The organism is Ruegeria sp. BE1 (genome assembly GCF_056538885.1).
This window is the reverse complement of the sequence record NZ_JBQFTY010000004.1, coordinates 350,920-371,238: the sequence shown is the minus strand read 5'-3', so window position 1 is coordinate 371,238 and position 20,319 is coordinate 350,920. Positions and strand designations below refer to the sequence as shown.

General features: G+C 60.5%; 19 protein-coding genes. 12 read left to right on the top strand and 7 right to left on the bottom strand.

Annotated elements, in window-relative coordinates:
* Positions 1-21 precede the first annotated feature (21 nt).
* From ACR0J5_RS14580 to pedF, 5 genes are all read right to left on the bottom strand, one after another.
* On the bottom strand, positions 22-2,382 hold the full coding sequence (locus ACR0J5_RS14580) for a xanthine dehydrogenase family protein molybdopterin-binding subunit (protein WP_480654545.1): 2,361 nt from the start codon (positions 2,380-2,382) through the stop codon (positions 22-24).
* A 53-nt stretch (positions 2,383-2,435) separates the two neighbouring features.
* A complete protein-coding gene (locus ACR0J5_RS14575) occupies positions 2,436-2,918 on the bottom strand; it encodes a (2Fe-2S)-binding protein (protein ID WP_480654543.1) in 483 nt (160 codons plus the stop codon).
* A 27-nt stretch (positions 2,919-2,945) separates the two neighbouring features.
* A complete protein-coding gene (locus ACR0J5_RS14570; RefSeq protein ID WP_480654541.1) occupies positions 2,946-3,485 on the bottom strand; it encodes an SRPBCC family protein in 540 nt (179 codons plus the stop codon).
* Between the two features lie 69 nt (positions 3,486-3,554).
* Positions 3,555-4,451, bottom strand: coding sequence for a substrate-binding periplasmic protein (locus ACR0J5_RS14565; protein WP_480654539.1), 897 nt, complete (start codon positions 4,449-4,451; stop codon positions 3,555-3,557).
* Positions 4,452-4,469: 18 nt separating this feature from the next.
* Positions 4,470-5,150: a cytochrome c-550 PedF gene (pedF, locus tag ACR0J5_RS14560; RefSeq protein ID WP_480654537.1), complete on the bottom strand. Its 681-nt coding sequence runs from the start codon at positions 5,148-5,150 to the stop codon at positions 4,470-4,472.
* A gap of 157 nt (positions 5,151-5,307) precedes the next feature.
* On the opposite strand from pedF, the gene ACR0J5_RS14555 reads away from it, so the two are divergent.
* From ACR0J5_RS14555 to ACR0J5_RS14500, 12 genes are all read left to right on the top strand, one after another.
* Positions 5,308-6,474: an ABC transporter substrate-binding protein gene (locus ACR0J5_RS14555; protein WP_480654535.1), complete on the top strand. Its 1,167-nt coding sequence runs from the start codon at positions 5,308-5,310 to the stop codon at positions 6,472-6,474.
* Positions 6,475-6,479: 5 nt separating this feature from the next.
* Positions 6,480-7,442 carry a YVTN family beta-propeller repeat protein gene (locus ACR0J5_RS14550; protein WP_480654533.1) on the top strand — a complete coding sequence of 321 codons (963 nt, stop codon included), beginning with the start codon at positions 6,480-6,482 and terminating at the stop codon, positions 7,440-7,442.
* 22 nt (positions 7,443-7,464) lie between these two features.
* Positions 7,465-7,914 (top strand): cupredoxin domain-containing protein, encoded by a 450-nt coding sequence (locus ACR0J5_RS14545; protein ID WP_480654531.1) that lies wholly within the window; start codon positions 7,465-7,467, stop codon positions 7,912-7,914.
* Positions 7,911-8,630 (top strand): ABC transporter ATP-binding protein, encoded by a 720-nt coding sequence (locus tag ACR0J5_RS14540; protein ID WP_480654529.1) that lies wholly within the window; start codon positions 7,911-7,913, stop codon positions 8,628-8,630. Before ACR0J5_RS14545 ends, ACR0J5_RS14540 begins: the two co-directional genes overlap by 4 nt.
* The gene (locus tag ACR0J5_RS14535; protein WP_480654527.1) at positions 8,627-9,418 is read left to right on the top strand and encodes an ABC transporter permease; all 792 of its coding nucleotides are present in this window, start codon (positions 8,627-8,629) and stop codon (positions 9,416-9,418) included. The genes ACR0J5_RS14540 and ACR0J5_RS14535 overlap by 4 nt, the downstream gene beginning before the upstream one ends.
* Positions 9,419-9,493: 75 nt before the next feature.
* Positions 9,494-10,033 carry an SEL1-like repeat protein gene (locus tag ACR0J5_RS14530; protein ID WP_480654525.1) on the top strand — a complete coding sequence of 180 codons (540 nt, stop codon included), beginning with the start codon at positions 9,494-9,496 and terminating at the stop codon, positions 10,031-10,033.
* A 124-nt stretch (positions 10,034-10,157) separates the two neighbouring features.
* Positions 10,158-10,556: a c-type cytochrome gene (locus ACR0J5_RS14525; protein WP_480654524.1), complete on the top strand. Its 399-nt coding sequence runs from the start codon at positions 10,158-10,160 to the stop codon at positions 10,554-10,556.
* Between the two features lie 206 nt (positions 10,557-10,762).
* Positions 10,763-12,529, top strand: a complete 1,767-nt coding sequence (locus ACR0J5_RS14520; protein ID WP_480654523.1) for a PQQ-dependent methanol/ethanol family dehydrogenase — start codon at positions 10,763-10,765, stop codon at positions 12,527-12,529.
* A gap of 142 nt (positions 12,530-12,671) precedes the next feature.
* Entirely contained in the window at positions 12,672-13,349 is a 678-nt protein-coding gene (locus tag ACR0J5_RS14515) for a response regulator (protein ID WP_480654521.1), read from the top strand.
* A 52-nt stretch (positions 13,350-13,401) separates the two neighbouring features.
* Positions 13,402-14,571, top strand: a complete 1,170-nt coding sequence (locus ACR0J5_RS14510) for an FIST N-terminal domain-containing protein (protein ID WP_480654519.1) — start codon at positions 13,402-13,404, stop codon at positions 14,569-14,571.
* Positions 14,572-14,574: 3 nt separating this feature from the next.
* Positions 14,575-16,782 (top strand): hybrid sensor histidine kinase/response regulator, encoded by a 2,208-nt coding sequence (locus ACR0J5_RS14505; RefSeq protein WP_480654517.1) that lies wholly within the window; start codon positions 14,575-14,577, stop codon positions 16,780-16,782.
* Between the two features lie 123 nt (positions 16,783-16,905).
* Positions 16,906-18,048: a calcium:cation antiporter gene (locus ACR0J5_RS14500; protein WP_480654515.1), complete on the top strand. Its 1,143-nt coding sequence runs from the start codon at positions 16,906-16,908 to the stop codon at positions 18,046-18,048.
* Here ACR0J5_RS14500 and ACR0J5_RS14495 read toward each other — a convergent pair whose 3' ends face one another.
* Positions 18,049-19,023, bottom strand: coding sequence for a 2-hydroxyacid dehydrogenase (locus ACR0J5_RS14495; protein WP_480654513.1), 975 nt, complete (start codon positions 19,021-19,023; stop codon positions 18,049-18,051).
* Between the two features lie 128 nt (positions 19,024-19,151).
* Positions 19,152-20,318, bottom strand: coding sequence for an adenylate/guanylate cyclase domain-containing protein (locus tag ACR0J5_RS14490; RefSeq protein ID WP_480654511.1), 1,167 nt, complete (start codon positions 20,316-20,318; stop codon positions 19,152-19,154).
* Between the last annotated feature and the right edge of the window lies 1 nt (position 20,319).

The window sequence follows — 20,319 nt, the reverse complement described above, 5'->3', positions numbered from 1 at the left end:
GCCCCCAGCTACCCCAACCTCTCAGCTGTTCATCGCCGCCCAGACGCGAGATGGGCTCACTGGCATGTCGATGTGATCCACCGCCTTGCCGCCCGAGTTCATCGCATCCAGAACCGCATTGACCACAGCCGGCGGTGAGCCGATCGCCCCGGCCTCACCACAGCCCTTCACGCCCAACGGGTTGTGCGTACACGGCGTCTGGCTGGAATGATCCACGCCGTAGAAGGGCACATCATCGGCGCGCGGCATGGCGTAATCCATGAAGGACGCACTCAGCAACTGGCCGTTTTCGTCATAGGCGCAGTTCTCCAGCAGCGCCTGACCGATGCCCTGACCGATACCGCCATGGACCTGACCATCCACGATCATCGGGTTAACGATATTGCCAAAGTCATCGGCCGCCGTGAACGCCTCGATGGTGACCTGCCCGGTCTCGGGGTCCAACTCGACCTCGCAGGCATAGGCGCCTGAGGGGAAGGTAAAGTTGGCCGGGTCGTAAAACGCGGTCTCCTCCAGCCCCGGCTCGACCTCCAGCGGATAGTTATGGGGCACATAGGCCGTCAGGGTCACATCGCCCCAGGCCACCGACTTGTCGGTGCCTGCCACGCTGAACTGACCGTCCTTCAGCTCGATATCAGCCTCGGAGGCTTCAAGCAGATGGGCGGCGATCTTCTTGGCCTTGTCGATCACCTTCTCGGTGGCCTTGACCATGGCCGAGCCACAGACCGCCAAAGAGCGCGAGCCATAGGTGCCCATGCCGAACGGAATCTTCGAGGTGTCGCCATGCACGATCTCGACCATCGACTCGTCGATGCCGATCATGTCGGCCACAACCTGCGGGAAGGCGGTCTCATGCCCCTGCCCGTGGCTGTGTGCCCCGACCATGACACTGATTGATCCGGTGGCATTCACCCGCACGGTGGCGGCGTCATAGAGCCCTGCGCGCGCGCCCAGCATGCCAACGATGTTCGACGGCGCAATGCCACAGGCCTCGATATAGCAGTTGATGCCCAGACCGCGCAGCTTGCCCTTGGCCTCGCTTGCCGCACGCCGCGCGGCAAAGCCTGCCAGATCGGCGGCGGCCTCAAGCTTGTCCATCGTCCCGTTGTAATCCCCGGTGTCATAGGTCAGCGCCACCGGCGTGTCATAGGGGAATTGGGTGATGAAGTTCTGACGGCGCAGGGCAATCGGATCGACCCCCAGCTCGCGCGCGGCCTTGTCGACGACGCGCTCCAACTGATAGGTCGCCTCAGGCCGGCCCGCACCGCGGTAGGCATCCACCGGCACCGTGTTGGTGAACATCGCCTTGACGTTCACCTGAATGACCGGCGTCTTGTAATTGCCCGCCATCAGCGTGCCGTGCAGCCAGGTCGGAACCGAGCTGGAAAACGTCGACAGATAGGCGCCAAGGTTCGCATAGGTGTTGGTGCGCAGACCGACAAAGTTATTGTCCCCGTCCAGCGCCAGTTCGATCGTACCCACATGATCGCGGCCATGGGCATCGGACATGAACGCCTCGGACCGGCTGGCCGACCATTTGACGGGCCGGTTGCAGGCCTTGGCGGCAAAGGTCACAAACGCTTCTTCCGCATAGTGGAAAATCTTGGTGCCAAAGCCACCGCCCACATCCGGGGCCACCACGCGCACCTTGTGCTCGGGCAGGCCCAGCACGAAAGCGCACATCAGCAGGCGGATCACATGCGGGTTCTGCGAGGTGGTATAGAGCGTATAGTCCTCGGTCCCGCGGCTGTATTCCGCCACCGCCACGCGCGGCTCCATCGGGTTGGCGACCAGACGGTTGTTCACCAGGTCCAGCGTGGTCACATGCGCCGCGTTGGCGAACACCTCATTGACCTTGGCGTCATCGGCCTCGCCCAGCTGCCAGTCATAGCAGATGTTGTTCTTCAGATCGTCATGAACCAGCGTCGCGCCTTCTTGCGCGGCGGCTTTCATGTCGATCACGGCGGGCAATTCCGCGATGTCGAGGTCAATCGCCTCGGCCGCGTCACGCGCCTGTTCCAGGCTGTCGGCCACCACGGCCGCAATCGGATCACCCACATGGCGCACCTTGCCCTGTGCCAGAATGGGATGCGCCGGTTCCTGCATGGGCGCGCCGTGCTTGTCCGTCACCTCCCAGCCGCAGGGGATGCCGCCCACGCCTTCGAAATCCTTACCGGTGAACACCCGGACCACGCCGGGCATGCCTTCGGCTGCCGAGGTGTCGATGCTGTTGATCTTGCCATGCGCGATATCCGAGCGCAGGAAATACACATAGGCCTGTCCGGCCACGTTGATGTCGTCGGTATAATTACCCGCTCCGGTTAGAAAGCGCACGTCCTCGCGCCGCTTGGAACTGGCTCCGATGCCACTGTCTTTGGGCATTGCTTGTTCTCCTCCCTGGGAAAGAATTTTCGTCGAAAATTCTTGGTCTCGCCTTATTCGGCTGCGATGCTGCTGACGTCCTGACCCGATGCGGCCATGATCGCTTTGACAATGTTATGATAGCCCGTGCACCGGCACAGGTTGCCTTCCAGATACTTGCGGATCTCGGCCTCGGTCGGGCGCGGGTTTTCCTTGAGCAACGCAGCCGTGCTCATCACCATGCCCGGCGTGCAGAACCCGCACTGAAGCCCGTGATGATCCTGAAACGCCTGCTGGATCACGTTCAGAGACCCATCCGCATTGGCCTGCCCTTCGATCGTGGCAACCTCGGCCCCAGCAGCTTCAACCGCCAGCATGTTGCACGACTTCACGGCCTCGCCGTTCACATGCACCACGCAGGCGCCACATTGCGCCGTGTCACACCCAACATGTGTCCCGGTCAGCCCAAGATGATCACGCAAAAAGCCAGACAATAACGTCCGACCTTCAACTTCTCCCTCAACAACGCGACCATTCACACTTAATGATAACTTCATTCGGTTTTCCTCCCTTAAATCCTTGTCTCAATCGCCCAGAACGCGCTTGAGCCAGCTTTTCTTTTCGGTCGTCTCCTCAGACTGTTGGTCCGGTTCAGCCACCGGCTCCTCAGTCGCAGCGGCCGGTTCGACCTCAACCGCGCTTTGGAAATTCTGAAAGAACTGATCGGCCATTTTCTTGGCAAACCCGTCCACGACGCGACCGCCCAATTGCGCCAGCTTGCCGCCCACACGCGCATCCACGTTATAGGTCAGCAAAGTGCCTTCGGGCACGTCCGAGAGCGTGACATCCGCCGCACCCTTGGCAAATCCCGCAGCGCCACCTTTGCCTTCGCCCGACAGTTTCAGGCTTTCCCCCGATACCATGTCGGACAGGGTGACCGTCCCTTTGAAGGTGGCTTTGACCGGTCCCACTTTCTGCATCACGGTGGCGTCAAACCCGTCCTCTGCGGTGCCGGAAATCTCTTGGCAGCCGGGGACGCATTCGCGCAGAACTTCTGCCGACAGCAGGGCATTCCAGACATCGGATCGTGGCGCGGCAATTGTGCGGCTGTCATGTAACTCCATGTCACTCCTCCAGAGTTTTTTCCAACCTAGGGCGTCGGGGCCGCAAAGCATATGCGACCTTGGGTGTAGTCAGCGCAGTTCCGGCGGGGTGTGCGTCAGCCCGTATTCATCAAAGATTTCAGCGATGCGGCCATCCTGAAGGGCAGCATAAATGGCATCATCCACCGCATAGCTGAGCCCGCGATAAGCAAAATGTACGGCCACACCATTGGTCCAGGTGCTGACGGCAAACCCGGGCAGCGGCGGGGTGTGAATATCCAGATCGGGGGTCAGCCCGGCCTCAAGCTGGGCGCGGGGGCCCATTGCGGCCATTGTCTCGCCTGCGGCCAGCGCTTCCATCGCCTGATCGGCGGTCGCAAAGCGGCGCACATTCTGCGACAGCTGACCACCGGGAAAGGACGACAGGTAGAAATCGGCAATCGAGTCGTTTTCAACCGCCACGGTGTCAAAGCGGAAATAGGCCGGAACCGGGGGGTCTTCGGGATAGGCATCGCGGCGAAAGGCGATGGCGATTTCCTCGTCATGATACTGGCCGGTGAACACCACCTGTTCGACCCGGCAGGCAAAGTCGCTGTCATAGGGAATGTGCAGCATGACATTGGCCACGCGCCCGTTGATCAGCGGGCCTTTCCAGACCCAATTGCGCAGGTCGGCCTCAAGGTTTTCCCCTGCCGCGACCAGATTAAAACGCGGCTCGACCCCCAGATCCTGGGCGATCAGCTTGCCGATTTCGATATCCACGCCCTGTATCTTGCCGTCCTTTTCAAAGGACCAGGGCGCAAAATCCTCATAGGCGGCGAATTCGATATAGCCACGCTCGACAATGGTATCGAGGTCTGCGCCCACAATATCGCGGCTGGCATTCTGGGGTTTGGGTTGGGGCACATGATCTTCACACCTGGCCAGAGCCGACCCGGCTGAAAGGGCGGCGACCAACAGGGAGAATACGAAATGGCGTCCGATCATGTGCCCCAGTCTGCCGTTCTATTGCGCGGCAGACAAGCCAATGGTCAGCTGTTCGGCTGCTTGTGCGAAATCCGGGGCCTCGCCCGAGATCAGCACCGCGGCGCGCAAAGCAACCGAGTCGGCCACCGGTGCGCCCGAGCCGGTCTCAATCGTGCCCGCGATTTCGGTCAGTTCGGATTGCAGCGCGGCGGCGTCCCCATCCGCGCCATCGGCCATGGCCGCAAGCTGATCGCGGATTTCCTTCAACCGGTCCGAATGATCGTCCAGCGCACCGTCATCGGGACGGGTTTCGATATAGGTGCGGATGGCCCAGGCGGCCTTTTGCCCCAGCAGATCGCCAAAGGCGGGCATCTTTGTGATGCCGTTCTGGGTATAGCCCTCGCGGAAGCGTTCGATATACCATTCATCGCCGTATTCTTCGGCCTCAAGATAGCGCAGGTCGGGGGCAAGACCGCCTGACACCACGCCCAGACCATGGCAGCGCGCGCAGTTCTGGTTATAGCCGGAATCGCCAATCTCGATTGCAGCCTGCCAGACCTCTTCGCCCAGTTCGCGATAGGGGTTTTCGGTCAGCCACTCCTCGCTCACGTCGGGCAGGGCATCCGTGTTTACCGGCTGGGGCGCGACATCGCCATGCGCCAGCGCCATTCCCGCTGTCACCGATGCCGCAAGCGCCGCGCTGTAAAAACCAAGACGCATCGTGTCCTCCTATTGATGCTTTCCCCGGTCATAGCGCAGGCAGAATCATCGCGACATTCGACCTTGGTTGCAGATGGCGCAAATCTGCGACTAAGGTCGGATGGCTTTCCCTTTATCCTCAGGTTTTTACTCTGATGACGGGGGAGGAGACCCAGACATGTTCAGACTATCCAATGTTGTTGCAGCTTTGGCGTTGGTGTCAGGCGCCGCGCAGGCCGAGGTTGAAATCTCGGTGACCTATCTGCAGCAAGAGGTTGAGCGCCCTCCGGTCCTGTCCAATCTTGACCCGATTCCCGAAGACCTGGGCATGGCGGGGGCCGAGCTGGGTCTGGCTGACAACCTGACCACGGCCAAGTTTCTGGGCCACAAATACGAATTGACGGTGACAACGGTGCCCGTGGGCGGTGACTGGGCGCAAGCGGCGCGGCAGGCTTTGGCCAACGGTCCGTTTGTGATTCTGGACGCGCCCGCGCAAGCGCAGCTTGAGGTCGCCGATCTGCCCGTGGCGGCGGGTGCGGTGCTGTTCAACGCGTCAGCCCCCGATCTGTCGCTGCGCGAAGCCAACTGCCGTGCCAACCTGTTGCACACTCTGCCATCGGACGTGATGCGCACCGATGCGCTGGCGCAGTTCCTCGTCAAACGCCGGTGGGACGAGATCGTCCTGATCTCGGGCAATCATCCGGGGGATCATGCCTTTGCCGAGGCGCTGAAGCTGTCGCTGCAAAAGTTCCGGTTGGAGCTTCAGGCCGAAAAAACATGGGTGTTTGACGCCGATCTGCGGCGCAACGCAGCGCAAGAGGTGCCGTTGTTCACGCAGGATTTCGGCGACTACGACGTCTTGCTTGTGGCCGATGAGCTGGACGATTTCGGCCGCTATATCCCCTTTAATACGTGGGAGGCGCGCCCCGTTGCCGGATCGGAGGGGCTGCAGCCCGTCACCTGGTCGCGCGTGGTCGAACAATGGGGTGCGGTGCAGATGCAGAACCGTTTTGCCGAACAGGCGGGGCGGGCAATGCGTCCGAAAGACTACGCGGCTTGGGCGGCTTACCGGGCATTGGGCGAGGCGGTGACGCGCACCCAATCCGATGATCCAGCCGTCCTGCGCGACTACATCCTGTCGGATGATTTCGAACTGGCGGGGTTCAAGGGTCGCGCGATGAACTTCCGGGCCTGGAACGGCCAGTTGCGGCAGCCCATCCCGCTGGTCACCGACCGCGCCGTGGTGGCGATGGCCCCGCTTGAGGGGTTCCTGCATCAACGCAGCGAACTGGACACGCTGGGCATTGATGAGGCCGAAAGCCAGTGTCAGGCATTCAAGGAGTAGTAGCGATGAGATTAGCAGCACTTCTGGCAGCGACCGCGCTCTGCGCTCCGGCGATGGCGGATGAGATATGGATCAGCAATGAAAAGGACGACACGCTTAGCGTGATCGACATCGAAACGCTTGAGGTGATCCGCACGATTGAGACCGGCGAACGCCCGCGGGGGATCACGTTCTCCAAGGATTACTCGGTTTTATACATCTGCGCGTCCGACAGTGACTCGGTGCAGGTGATGGACCCGGAAACGGGTGAGATTTTGCATGACCTGCCCTCGGGCGAAGACCCCGAGCAGTTCGTGCTGCATCCCAATGACAAGCACCTTTATATCGCCAACGAGGACGACGCGATCACCACGGTGGTCGACACGGAATCGCGCACGGTGATTGCGCAGATCGACGTGGGCATCGAACCCGAAGGCATGGCCGTGTCGCCCGATGGCAAGATCGCCATCACCACGTCCGAGACCACCAACATGGCCCATTGGATCGACACGGAAACGCAGGATTTGTTCGCCAACACTCTGGTCGATTCCCGCCCGCGCCATGCGGAGTTCGTCAAGGACGGGACCGAGCTGTGGGTCAGCTCGGAAATCGGTGGCACCATCACCGTGTTTGACGTGGAAACCCAGACCGAAAAGGCCAAGATCGAGTTTGAGGTCGAAGGCGTTCACCCCGACCGGGTGCAGCCCGTGGGCTTTGAGCTGTCCAACGGCGATGAGACCGCCTTTGTCGCGCTGGGGCCGTCGAACCATGTAGCGGCAGTGAATGCCGAAACCTATGAGGTTGAGGACTACATCCTTGTGGGTCGCCGCGTCTGGCATATGGATTTCAATGCCGACAAGTCGCTGCTGTTTACCACCAACGGCGTGTCGGGCGATGTGACCGTGATCGATGTGTCCAAGCGCGAACCGATCAAGACGATCAAGGTTGGGCGTTTCCCCTGGGGCGCGGCCTTCCGTCCGACCAACTGACAGGATTGAGGAGATTGAAGAGATGAACCGACTGATATCTGCGGCTGTAATGATGGCCTTGGCTTTGCCCGCCGCTGCCATCGCGGATGATGACGACGACGATGGGTTTGGTCTGGCGGGCATTTTGTCAGCCAAGAACAAGGAGGACCTGCCGCCAATCACGCTCTCTGCTGGTGTGCCACTGGCCGAGGCCCCGTGGGAGCTGAAATCCGGCACCTATTACGAGTTCGAAATCCAGGGTGATGGCAGCCAGGAACTGGCATTGGTCGGGCCCGAATTCTTCCGCGCGATCTGGGTGGATGAAATCGTGGTCGAAGGGTTGGAAATCCGGCCTCTGGGCGTGGATTCCGTTGAGTTCGATGAGGCGGGCGAGATGGAAATAGGCTTTGTCGCGATAAAGCCGGGCAGCTACTATCTGAAAGTGCCGGGCAGCACCGGTGAAACGCAGCGGCTGGAGATTACCATTAAGTGACAGGGCTTTCGGTCCGCAATGTCAGCTACGCCTATGGCGACAAACGCGCCCTTGATGATGTGAGCTTTCACGTCCCGCAGGGCGCGTTTTGCGCGTTGCTGGGGCCCAATGGCGCGGGCAAATCAACTCTGTTTTCCCTGCTGACCCGCCTGTTCACCACCGGGCGGGGGGGGATCGAGGTGGCCGGTTACGACATCTCTCAACAGCCCCGTCAGGCCCTGGCGCAGATCGGGGTTGTGTTCCAGCAGCCGACGCTGGATCTGGACCTGACCGTCCATCGCAACCTCAGCTATTTCGCCGCCCTGCATGGCCTGTCAGGCCGCGCCGCCGAGACCCGGATCGCCGCCGCGTTGGAACGTTTGGATATGGCCGAGCGCGCAGGCGAACGCACCCGCGATTTGAATGGCGGTCACCGCAGACGGCTGGAGATTGCGCGCTGTCTGATCCACGAACCCTCGGTCCTGTTGCTGGACGAACCGACGGTGGGGCTGGATGCCGCCGCCCGCAGTGCCATCACCCAACATGTGCATGATCTGTCAGCGCAGGACGGGCTGACCGTGTTGTGGGCCACCCATCTGACCGATGAGATCACGCCCGACGATCAGCTTGCCATCCTGCATCGGGGCAAGATGCTGGAACAGGGGACTTGTCGCGACATCACCGGCGGCCAGCCGCTGCAGCAGGTGTTCCTGTCGATGACCGGAGCCACCGCGTGACCGGCGCGCTGATCGCCCTGCGCGCGATCCTGATCCGCGAGGCGCTGCGCTTTGTCCGTCAGCGTAGCCGGTTCATCGCCGCTTTGGTCCGCCCGCTGGTCTGGCTGATCGTCTTTGCGGCCGGGTTCCGTGCGGCCCTGGGCCTGTCGATCACGCCGCCCTATCAGACCTACATCACCTATGAGATCTACATCGTACCGGGCCTGTGCGGGATGATCATGCTGTTCAACGGCATGCAAAGCTCTCTCAGCCTTGTCTATGACCGCGAGATGGGGTCGATGCGGTTGCTGCTGACCAGCCCTCTGCCGCGGTGGTGGCTTCTCTTCTGCCGTCTGCTGGCCAGCACCACGATCTCGATCCTGCAGGTCTATACGTTTCTGGCGGTGGCGGCGCTCTACGGCATCGATATGCCGTGGTTCGGTTATCTGTGCGTCTTTCCCGCGCTGATTATCGCCGGGCTGATGCTGGGGGCACTGGGTCTGGCGTTGTCCTCGGCCATCAAACAGCTTGAGAATTTTGCCGGGGTCATGAACTTTGTCATCTTTCCAATGTTCTTCTTGTCCTCGGCGCTCTACCCGCTGTGGAAAATGGCCGAAAGCTCGGCTCTGTTGCGTGATATCTGCGCGCTCAACCCTTTTACCCACGCGGTCGAGCTGATCCGTTTTGCGCTTTATGGTGAGTTCAACGGCGCGGCCCTGGGCTGGACCATCCTGGCCGGCCTGGTGTTTCTGGGCCTTGCGCTGTGGGGGTATGATCCGGCCCGTGGCCTCAAACGGTCCGGGGGCTGAGCCGTCTACGACCATAGCAGAGGTGAAATGCAGCCCCCAATGCGCTAGGATGCCCGCCAAACGGAGGGTTCTTACATGATCCGTATCGCAGTTTCCCTGCTGGTTCTTGGCACAGCGGCCTCGGCCCAAACGGTCGAGGATGAGTATGGCACACTCAATCCGCAGGACACCGGTTTTGGCCGCGTCATGAGCAATATTGACAATGGCGTCACCGACATGACCACCTGCGCCACCGGCTATTACATCACCAAATCCGGTCGGCATGAGATGGCGCGCAAGCTGTTCGAAAGTTGCGCCAATGCCGGGTATACCGGCGCGATGACGTGGATGGGGCAGTTGGACAACAATGGGCTGGGCGGTGACTATGACCCGGATGCCGCCGCCGCCTGGGACAAGCGCGCAGCCGATCTGGGCGATCCGGTGGGCAAGTTCAATTACGGCCTGAACCTGCTGCGCGGTCACGGGGTGGCACAGGACCCGGAACTGGGCCGCGCCTATGTGGATGAGGCCGCCCGCGACGGTCTGAAAATCGCCAAACGTCTGCAGGCATCAGACTATGATCCGAACGAGGTCACACCCGACGCAGACGAATGGAAATACGCGCCGCTGTTCTGAAATGGCCCGTTTTTCTACGTTTTCTACGACCAAAGGATGAGGCCGCGCGCCTGATTTCTTGATATGCGTCAAGCTTGGGGTCCGGGGCGCGGATTTATACTCCGACAAACGTTCGGAGGATCACATGAAACACTTCATCCTGTCCCTTGGGTTTGCCGCCTGCGCAATCGCGGCCGCACCCGCATCGGCGCAGTCCACCTTTGACCGCGTCAAGGTCGAGGCCGGGGAAACCCTGTTCTTCTCAGAGTGCCGCCGTTGCCACGCGCCGGATGCAACCGATCCCAGCTATGGCCCGCAGCTGGATGGGATCGTGGGTCGCAAGGCGGGCACGGTTGAAGGCTATGAGTATTCCGAGGCGCTGGCCGGTTCGGGCATCGTCTGGACACCGGCGGCCTTGCGCGCGTGGATGGAGGACAATGATGGCTTCATGCCCGGCACCAAGATGCGCCATGTGGGCATCGAGGACCGGACAGTGCAGGACTTTATCCTGGCTTATCTGAACAGCCTGCAAGACCAGAACTGACCTAACACTCTGCTATTTATGGGAAAATCGACGTGCTCTCTTGGCTCGGTGGGTTGCGATTTTTGGGTTGAAATCCGACCGCACCGCCCTACGACCAATGTGCAATTCCAACACGAGTGCCTGCCTGCGAATAATACACTCGCCAACAATCCCGACGCGTCGGAGATTCGGCGTGGAGGAAAGACATAAGTCTAGGGAGGACACCGATGAACCGGTTTATCATGGCCGCCGCCGCGAGCATTCTCGCATCTGGCGCAGCCTATGCAGAAGTTACCGAAGACGATCTGGCCAATGACCAAACGATCACCACTCAGGTCGTGACAAATGGTATGGGGCGGCATTTGCAGCGCTACAGCCCGCTGGACATGCTGAACAAGGACAACGTCAAGAATCTGGTTCCGGCCTGGGCTTTCAGTCTTGGCGGTGAAAAGCAGCGCGGGCAGGAAACCCAGCCGCTGATTTATGATGGGATGATGTATATCACCGGGTCGTATTCGCGCCTCTACGCGATTGATCTGGAGACCGGCAAAGAGGTCTGGCAATACGATGCGCGCCTGCCCGAAGGCATTCTGCCCTGCTGTGACGTGGTGAACCGCGGCGCGGCCATCTATGGCGACAAAGTCATTTTCGGCACGCTGGACGCGCGTATCGTGGCGCTGAACAAGGACACCGGCGATGTGGTCTGGCGCGACAAGATCGCCGACTACAAGGCGGGCTATTCCTATACGGCGGCCCCGCTGATCGTTGATGGGCTTGTGATCACCGGCAACTCGGGTGGTGAGTTCGGCATCGTCGGCGCGGTTCAGGCGCGTGACGTCAATACCGGCGATCTGGTCTGGGAACGCCCCGTGATCGAAGGCCATATGGGTACGCTGAACGGCGAAGAAAGCACCATGACCGGTGAGCTGAACGCGACATGGCCCGGTGACATGTGGAAAACCGGCGGCGGCGCGACGTGGCTGGGCGGTTCTTACGATGCTGACACCGACACGCTGGTCTTTGGCGCGGGCAACCCGGCCCCCTGGAACAGCTGGCTGCGCAATGCGGGCACCCCGACCGAGGGCAATAAGGGCGACAACCTCTATGCCGCCAGCCGCATCGGCATCGACCCCAAAACCGGCGAGATCAAGTGGCATTTCCAGACCACCCCGCGTGAAGGCTGGGATTATGACGGTGTGAACGAAGTCGTCGCCTATACCGACCGCGAGGGCAACAAGCGCTATGCGACCGCCGACCGGAACGGGTATTTCTATGTCCTGAACCGCGAGGATGGCGCGTTCGTCTCGGCGACACCTTTCGTCAAGGACATCACCTGGGCCGATGGTATCGATGACACCGGCCGCCCGATCTTTGTGGAAAACAACCGCCCCGGTGATCCGGCCGCTGCGGCCGACGGCAACAAGGGTGAGGTCATCTTTGCCTCGCCGTCCTTCCTGGGGGGCAAGAACTGGATGCCGATGGCGTTCTCGCAGAACACCGGCAATTTCTATGTGCCCTCAAACGAATGGGGCATGGATATCTGGAACGAGCCGATCACCTACAAGAAAGGCGCGGCCTATCTGGGCGCGGGCTTTACCATCAAGCCGAACTACGAGGATCACATCGGTTCGCTCAAGGCGATTGACCCCGATACCGGCGAGTGGAAGTGGGAATACAAGAACGACGCGCCGCTGTGGTCAGGTGTGATGACGACGGCTGGTGGTCTGGTGTTCTTCGGCACCCCCGAAGGCGAGTTCATCGCGCTGGATGACGAAACCGGTGAAAAGCTGTGGTCGTTCCAGACCGGCTCGGGCATCGTGGGTCAGCCTGTGACCTGGGAACAGGATGGGGAACAGTATGTCTCGATCATATCCGGCTGGGGCGGTGCGGTTCCGCTGTGGGGCGGTGAAGTGGCCAAGAAGGTCAACTACCTCAATCAAGGTGGCACGTTGTGGACCTTCCGCCTGCCCAAGGAACTGGCCTCGGCGAACTGAGCCGAGCCCTGACCCCCAAAAAGAACGCGCGCCCGCCAGCCGGGCGCGCGTTTTTGTGATCTACGACCTTCGGCCAGTAGGCGTTTCGCGCCGGGGTTGCTAGACTTGGATCAGAGAACGTATTTTTGCAAAGGCGCCTCTTATGCTTGCAGAACCCGCCCGACAGAATGATTTTGAGAATGTTCTGATTGTCGACGATCACCCGCTGTTCTGCGACGCCTTGTCGATGACCTTGCGCAGCGTGGCCGAGATTGGCGAAATTCACACCGCAGACCGTCTGGAACAGGCGATGGAGCTGCTGGCAGGGGGCCTGAACCCGGATGCCGTGCTGCTGGATCTGAACCTGCCCGATGTAGACGGGCTGGATGGGCTGGTCCGTTTGAAAGCCGCAGCAGACGCGCCGGTGATCGTTGTGTCTTCGTTGACCGACAACCGGGTGATCAGCCAGGTGATCAAGGCGGGCGCGTCCGGATATGTGCCTAAACACAGCCAACGCGACGTGTTCCGCACTGCGTTCGAAACGATGCATGCGGGCGGGATTTTTGTTCCCGAAGGCTGCGTGCTGATCGAAGAAGAGGAAGAGGATGAACATAGCGACGCGGTCAACCGGCTTGCGGCGCTGACCAATCAGCAGGGCCGCATTTTGCAACTGATCTGCGAGGGCAAGTTGAACAAGCAGATCGCCTATGACCTGTCGATCGCGGAAACCACGGTCAAGGCGCATGTCACTGCGATCATGCGCAAACTTGGGGTCCAAAGCCGCACGCAGGCGGTGCTGATCGCCAAGAAAGCGTCCTTTGCCAGCGTATTGCAAGATTAGGGCAAGATACTCTAACCTCGCAGGAATCGTCGCGCTTTAGGGAGGAGGCACGATGAACCAAGCATTCGGATGGGCCACCGCCCAATCCGGCAGGCCAGGCATCGTAAAAACGGCATTTGCAGAGTGCAACGCCGACAGGGCAATCCGGGCATTGTCCCGGTCGTTGGGCAATGACCCGATGGCGCTGGTTATCCTGTTTGTCAGCCCGAACGCCGATGCAGCGACAGTGATCGCCGAGGCCGAGCGGGAGTTCGCGCCAACGATGGTTGTCGGATGCACCACCGCCGGAGAGCTCGCCAAAGGCGGCTATAGCGAGGATCAGATCGTGGCGCTGGCCTTGCCGCGGTCACATTTTGAAACGCGCACCATTCTGGTACCGGACCTGGATGATTTCAGCGCGCAGGACATTATTGCCCGGATGATCCATAACCGGAATGCGATGATGCGCAGCTTTCCCGATTGGGGGCATGAGTTTACCTTTCTGATGATCGACGGGCTGTCCACCAAAGAGGACAAGCTGACATCGGAACTGGCCATGGGTCTGGGTCCGGTGCCTTTGTTTGGCGGATCGGCGGGGGATGGGACGGCCTTTGGCCACACCTATGTTCTGCATGGCGCGCAGGCATTGGAAAACGCCGCCATTCTGGTGCAGGTGCGCACGTCCTGTCCGATCAAGGTGTTCAAGACCGATCACCTTGTGCCCGCCGCGCAGCGCATGGTCGTGACCAAGGCTGATCCGGCCAACCGCATCGTACAGGAAATCAACGCGGAACCGGCGGCGCGGGAATATGCGCGTATTCTGGGCAAGGACCCCGAACAGCTGACCCCGTTTACATTTGCCGCACATCCGGTTGTGGTGCAGATCGGCGGCCAACACCATGTGCGCGCCATTCAACAGGTGGCAGGAAATGGCGATCTGGTGTTCTTTTCGGCCATTGACGAAGGTCTGGTTCTGACCCTGGCCGAGCCGCGCGACATGGTGGTGCATCTGCAGGAAGAAATCGCCGCGCTTGGCGAAAAGCAAAGGCCCGACACGATTCTGGCCTGCGACTGTATCCTGCGGCGTCTTGAGGCGCAGGAAAAGCAGAAGACGCATGAAATCTCGGGCATTTTGTCGGACAATCATGTGGTCGGGTTCTCGACCTATGGTGAGCAGTTCAACTCGCTCCACGTCAATCAGACGATGACCGGCGTGGCGATTTACCCGCCCGGGGAAGATTAGGGGATGATTGAGCATCTCACCGACCCCCTGGACCCGATTGAGCGTCAGAACGAAAAGCTGTTGAGGATCGTTGAGGCGCTGATGCGGCGGGTCGAGGAATCCACCGATGCCTCGGGTGCGGCCTATGCGCAGTTTCAGCGGGCCGCCGTGCTGGAACAGGAAATCCGCACCCGCACGGATGATCTGGAACGCGCGCTGGATCTGCTGAACGCCTCGAACGCGCAACTGGCCAAGGCCAATCAGGAAACCGAAGCCGCACGCGCCGACCTGGCGAACGCGATTGAGGCGGTGCAGGATGGCTTTGCCCTGTTTGGGCGCAATGAAAAGCTGATCCTCTGCAACAGCCGGTTCGGGCTGCATATGCCCGATATTCAGGGCTGGCTGAAACCGGGGCTGCACTTTACCGAATATGTCGAATTTGTCAGTCGGTCGAGCTCATTGTCGCTGCCCGAAGGGGTCACCCCCGGGGATTGGGCCGAACTGCGGCTGGCACGCCATGTGGATGATCATGTGGTGTTCAATGTGGGCCTCAGCGGCAATCGCTGGTTGCAGGTGTCCGAACACCGCACGCCGGATGCCGGGACGGTGATCCTGCAGACGGATGTGACCGATATGATGCGGATCGAGCGGCTAGAGCGCGACCGTATTCTGGACGACAAATCGCGCCTGATCCGCGCCACGCTGGAACATATCGATCAGGGTGTCTGCATTTTCGACAACAAGCACCGGCTGGTCGGCTGGAACAACCGGGCAAGCGAGCTGTTGGCCATCCCGGTCACACAGTTCCAGATGGGGACGCAGTTTGAAACGCTCTATGACCGGTTGGGCTCGAACATGAGCTTTCAGCCGGGGATGACCTGGACCGATCTGTCCGATTGGACCAGGCGGCGCACCTATCGGCGGCCGCTGCGGTTTCAATTGCATCGGGGGCGGTCAAAAATCCTCTCTGTCTTTGCGCAAGAGATGCCGGACAAGGGCTATGTGATTTCTTTCACCGATGTCACGGCGGAACGCAAATCAGCGCAGGCCCTGCTGGACGCCAAGGAATTGTTGGAAAAACGTGTCGAGGCGCGCACCGTCGAGCTGGCCGACGCGCTGAGCGAGGCCGAGCGCGCCAACGCGTCCAAATCCCGGTTTGTGGCAGCCGCCAGTCACGACCTGTTGCAGCCCCTGTCGGCCGCCAAGCTTTATGTTGCCTCTCTCAAAAGCGGGCCGGATCAGGTGGACACACGGGATGTGGCCACCAAGGCGGAAAGCGCGCTCAACAGTGTGGAACATATCCTTGAGGCGCTGCTGGATATCTCGAAACTCGATAGCGGCAGTGCCACGGTACATCTGTCCACGGTGTCGATAGGGGACATGTTCAAACAGATGGAGGATGCGTTCCGCCCGGTTGCACAGGCCAAGGGGCTGGATTTACGGGTGGTTCCGACCAGCGCCCTTGTGGCCAGTGACGCCAGCTATTTGCGGCGCATTCTGCAAAACCTTTTGTCCAACGCGATCCGCTATACGGACAGGGGCAAAGTGCTGGTCGGGGTGAAACGGCGCAAATCCTGTCTGTCGATCGAGGTTCTGGACACCGGAATAGGCATTGCCGCCGATCAGCGGGATATTGTTTTTCAAGAGTTCAAACGCGTGCAATCCGATGCCAGCGCGGCCGAGGGCATGGGTCTGGGGCTGGCCATTGTCGAACGCGCCTGCGGGTTGTTGAAACACCCCATCCATCTGCGGTCCGAGCTGGGCAAGGGCACGGTGTTTTCCATCGAGGTGCCCCCGGTGCTGGATCAGGGTCCGTTTCAGGATGGCCGCCCCGTGGTGCCGGACAAGAAAACGGGTCAGCTGGTCGATGTCATCGTATTGCTGATTGAAAATGACGCCAACCTGCGCAACGCACTGACCCTGATCCTGGAATCCTGGGGTGTTCATGTGCTGGAATGCGCCAGTGAGGATCAGGCTGTGGACCTGCTGCGTGAGATTGGTATCACACCGGATGCGGTGGTTGCGGATTTTCAGCTGGATCACGAAAAAACCGGCACCGAAGCGGTGCGCAGGATCAAGGCGGAATTCGGTGATATGCCGGCCTGTATCATCTCGGCCAACCGGTCGCCGGAAACGGCCGAGGAATGCAACGCGCACGGGCTGAAACTGCTCCACAAACCCATCGATGCCAAAGAGCTGAAACACCAGCTTGGCTCTATGATCTCGGGCTGACATACGCGCCGGGACCACGGTGGATAGGAAAATCTTGACCCAGGCGGGTTGCGTGTAACACTCTGAGAGCACCGCATTTTCATTTACGCCCGGCCCGGCCCGCCGCTTTTGGGAAAGTGATCCATGACAGATCAGCCCGCACCCGCAAAACCCGGCCCGTTGAACATGATACGGGCCGAAGCCCCCACGGCGATGATCATCCTGACGCTGTGTGTCTTTCAGTTCGGGGCGGATGGACTTTTGTATGATCTACAGAATCTGTGGATGGCAGGGGCGCTGTTCGTCGTGATCTTTACGGTCATGATGTGGGCCTGCTTTGCCGTTGTACGACACGCAGATGCATTGGCGGAATTGCTGGGTGAACCCTATGGCACGCTGATCCTGACGCTGGCCGTGATCGGGATCGAAGTGTCATTGATCGCCGCCATCATGCTGACCGGAGAGGCGGCCCCGACACTGGCGCGTGACACCATGTTTGCGGTGCTGATGATCGTGCTGAACGGTCTGGTCGGGCTGGCGCTGCTGATCGGGGCGTTGCGCCACCGCGAACAGGAGTACAACCTGCAGGGCGCACAGGCGTTCATGGCCGTCCTGTTGCCGCTGGCAGTGCTGAGCCTGATTTTGCCGAAATTCACCGTTTCGACCGAGGACCCGACCTTCTCGGTGCCGCAGGCTGCGTTTTTCGGGATCATCATCGTGTTGCTATACGCGGCGTTTCTGACGGTGCAGACGATGCGGCATCAGGGCTATTTCCTGCAACCGGTCAGCGAAAACGCCCCGCCCCCGGCCTCGGATCACGGGCACGGGCCGGTCTATTCGACAGGGTATCACACGGTGATGCTGCTGCTGACGCTGCTGCCGATTGTGCTGCTGTCCAAGCGGATGGCCAAGCTGGTGGATATTGGCATCGTGCAAGCCGGAGCACCGCTTGCGTTGGGTGGTGTGGTTATCGCCCTGCTTGTTCTGACGCCCGAGGGCTTGGCTGCGCTGGCGGCGGCGCGGGCCAATCACCTGCAGCGCTCGGTCAACCTGCTGCTAGGCTCGGCGCTCGCCACGATCGGGCTGACGGTGCCTGCGGTGCTGGCGATCAGCCTGCTTAGCGGTACAACCACTGTCCTGGGTCTCAGCGACAGTTCCATGGTTCTGCTGCTGCTGACTTTGGTCATGAGCCTTATGACCTTCGGTGGCGCGCGCACCAATGTGCTGAATGGTGCGATGCATTGTGTGCTGTTTCTGGTGTTTGTCGTGCTGATCTTCAGCCCGTAATCATGTGTCCCGCATGGTTTGCGCGTTTTCGGCACGATCCCTCAGCTCGGGCACAGGCGTTTTGACCGTGCCGTCTGTGGCGTGTTGCAGCAGGTTGTCGACGGTCAGCATGGCCATCGCATGGCGTGTCTCATGCGTGGCGCTTCCGACATGGGGCAGCAGCACGACGTTTGACATCTGGCGCAGCGCCTCGGGGACAAAGGGTTCGTTCTGAAACACATCCAACCCGGCCCAGCCCAGCTCTCCGCCAGACAGCGCGTCGATCAGGGCGGGCTCATCCACGACCGAACCGCGTGCCACGTTGATCAAAGTGCCTTTGGGCCCCAGGGCGCGCAGCACCTCGGCATTCACCAGATGGCGGGTTTCTTCGCCGCCCGGTGTGATGCAGATCAGCGCGTCCACCTCGGCGGCCATCGCGGTCAGGTCATCGAAATACTGATAGGGGACGTCTTTGGGCGTTCTGGAATGGTAGACGATGCGCGGCGACCAGGGTTCCAGTTTGCGGGCGATGGCCTGACCAATTCTGCCAAAGCCCAGCAGCCCGATCACCTGGTTGTCGACTGATCGGCTAAAGGGAGCCCGCGCGCCCGTCTCCCACTGGCCCGAGCGGACAAAGGCGTCGTCGCGCAGAACTTCGCGGTAACAGGACAGCAGCAGCAGAACGGCGGTGGTGGCGACCTCGGCGTTCAACACATCCGGCGTATGGGTGACCATGACGCCGCGCGACCGCGCCACCTGTACATCGATTGAATCATAGCCGACGCCAAAACAGCTGATCATCTGAAGGCGGGGCAGGGCGTCCATGACTTTCGGGGGCATCCCGTCATGGGCATTGGTCAGAACATGCGTCACGCGGTGGCCGTTCTGATCCAGCCAGTCAGCCTCCAGATCGGCCAGCGTATGGATGGTAAAGGCTTCTTGCAGCCGCTGCAGGATGGCCTGCGTCGCAGAGCCGAGAATAAGAAGATCAGGCATGTGTCTTTGGCGCTTGGGAATGGTTGGGGCATTTGTGCGGGAACGGGGCCCGGAACACAAGAAACTTGGTCTGTGTATTGTGTGTACCGTCAGATGATCGGCCGGAGGGACATGGTGCTGCGAAGATGTCAGTCGTCCGCCCGGGTAGGTTTAAAAACGTCGATGTCCCCGGTCACGCCACGGATAGCGTAATGCCCAACGGATTGAACGGTGCCGCGCATATGACGTGCGACGCGATCCGTGACCAGAAGCGTTTCACCCAGCCGCTTGCACAGTTCCTGTACGCGGCTAGCCACGTTGACGGCCTGACCAACCACCGTGAAATCCAGCCGGTCCGGGCTGCCGATATTGCCAAAGGTCACCGGCCCTGCATCCAGTCCGATCACGAACTCGATTTCCTCGCGCCCATTGCGCGTGGCATTTTTGTTATACTCGGCCAGATTGGACAACGCCTGTTCTGCCGCCCGAACGGCAGCTGTGCAGGCGGGGGCGGTGTCCTTTCCCAGATCGAAGACGGCCAGAATACCGTCGCCCATGAACTTGAGCACATCGCCCCCTGCCTCTTGAATAGGGGCGACGACCATCTCAAAGTAATCGCCCATCATCTCAAGCAATTGCTGTTCCGGCCACATCTGCGCTTTGGCAGTGAAACCCCTGAGGTCGGCAAACAGGATCGCGGCTGAGACGGTCTTGGACTCGCCGCGTTTGATGTGACCTTGCCCGATTTCTTCTGCAGGGCCATGGCCAAGGTAAGTCTGTAGCAGGCTTTGTTGTGATTGGCGCATGGCGATGGGCTCTAACGCGGCGGCCAGCGCGTGGCGCGAGTCTTCGATATAGCGGATATGCGCGTCGGAAAACCCGGCCTCGGCATTTGAGGTAAAGCTGGTGCCTTGAACGGACCCGTTGCCATGTTCCAGAGGGATGGCCAGAAAGTCGGTGGCGCCTGCCTCGGCCAGTTCTGCATAGACCGGGTGTTCATCCTCAAGGTTCAGGCCGGACAGGCGTTTGCGCAGCGGGCGGCGTTGGGTGACCACGTGTTCAAAAGGGCTGCCATGCCAGGAACTGGTCGACAGGACGGTTGTGGGGACCGTGTAGCGGCGGGTTTCGTCCGGGGTCCAGATGATGCCCCAGGCGCTGAGCAAAGGGTTCGCGTAATTCTGCGCAATCCGCGCCCGTGCCAGCGGCACGCCAAGCTTCACCAACCCCTCGCAATAGCCCTGAACGATCGCGATTTCATCGCCCAGCAACCGGCCATCGGAAATCAGCCAGTGGTTTAATGTATCAATCTCGGACACG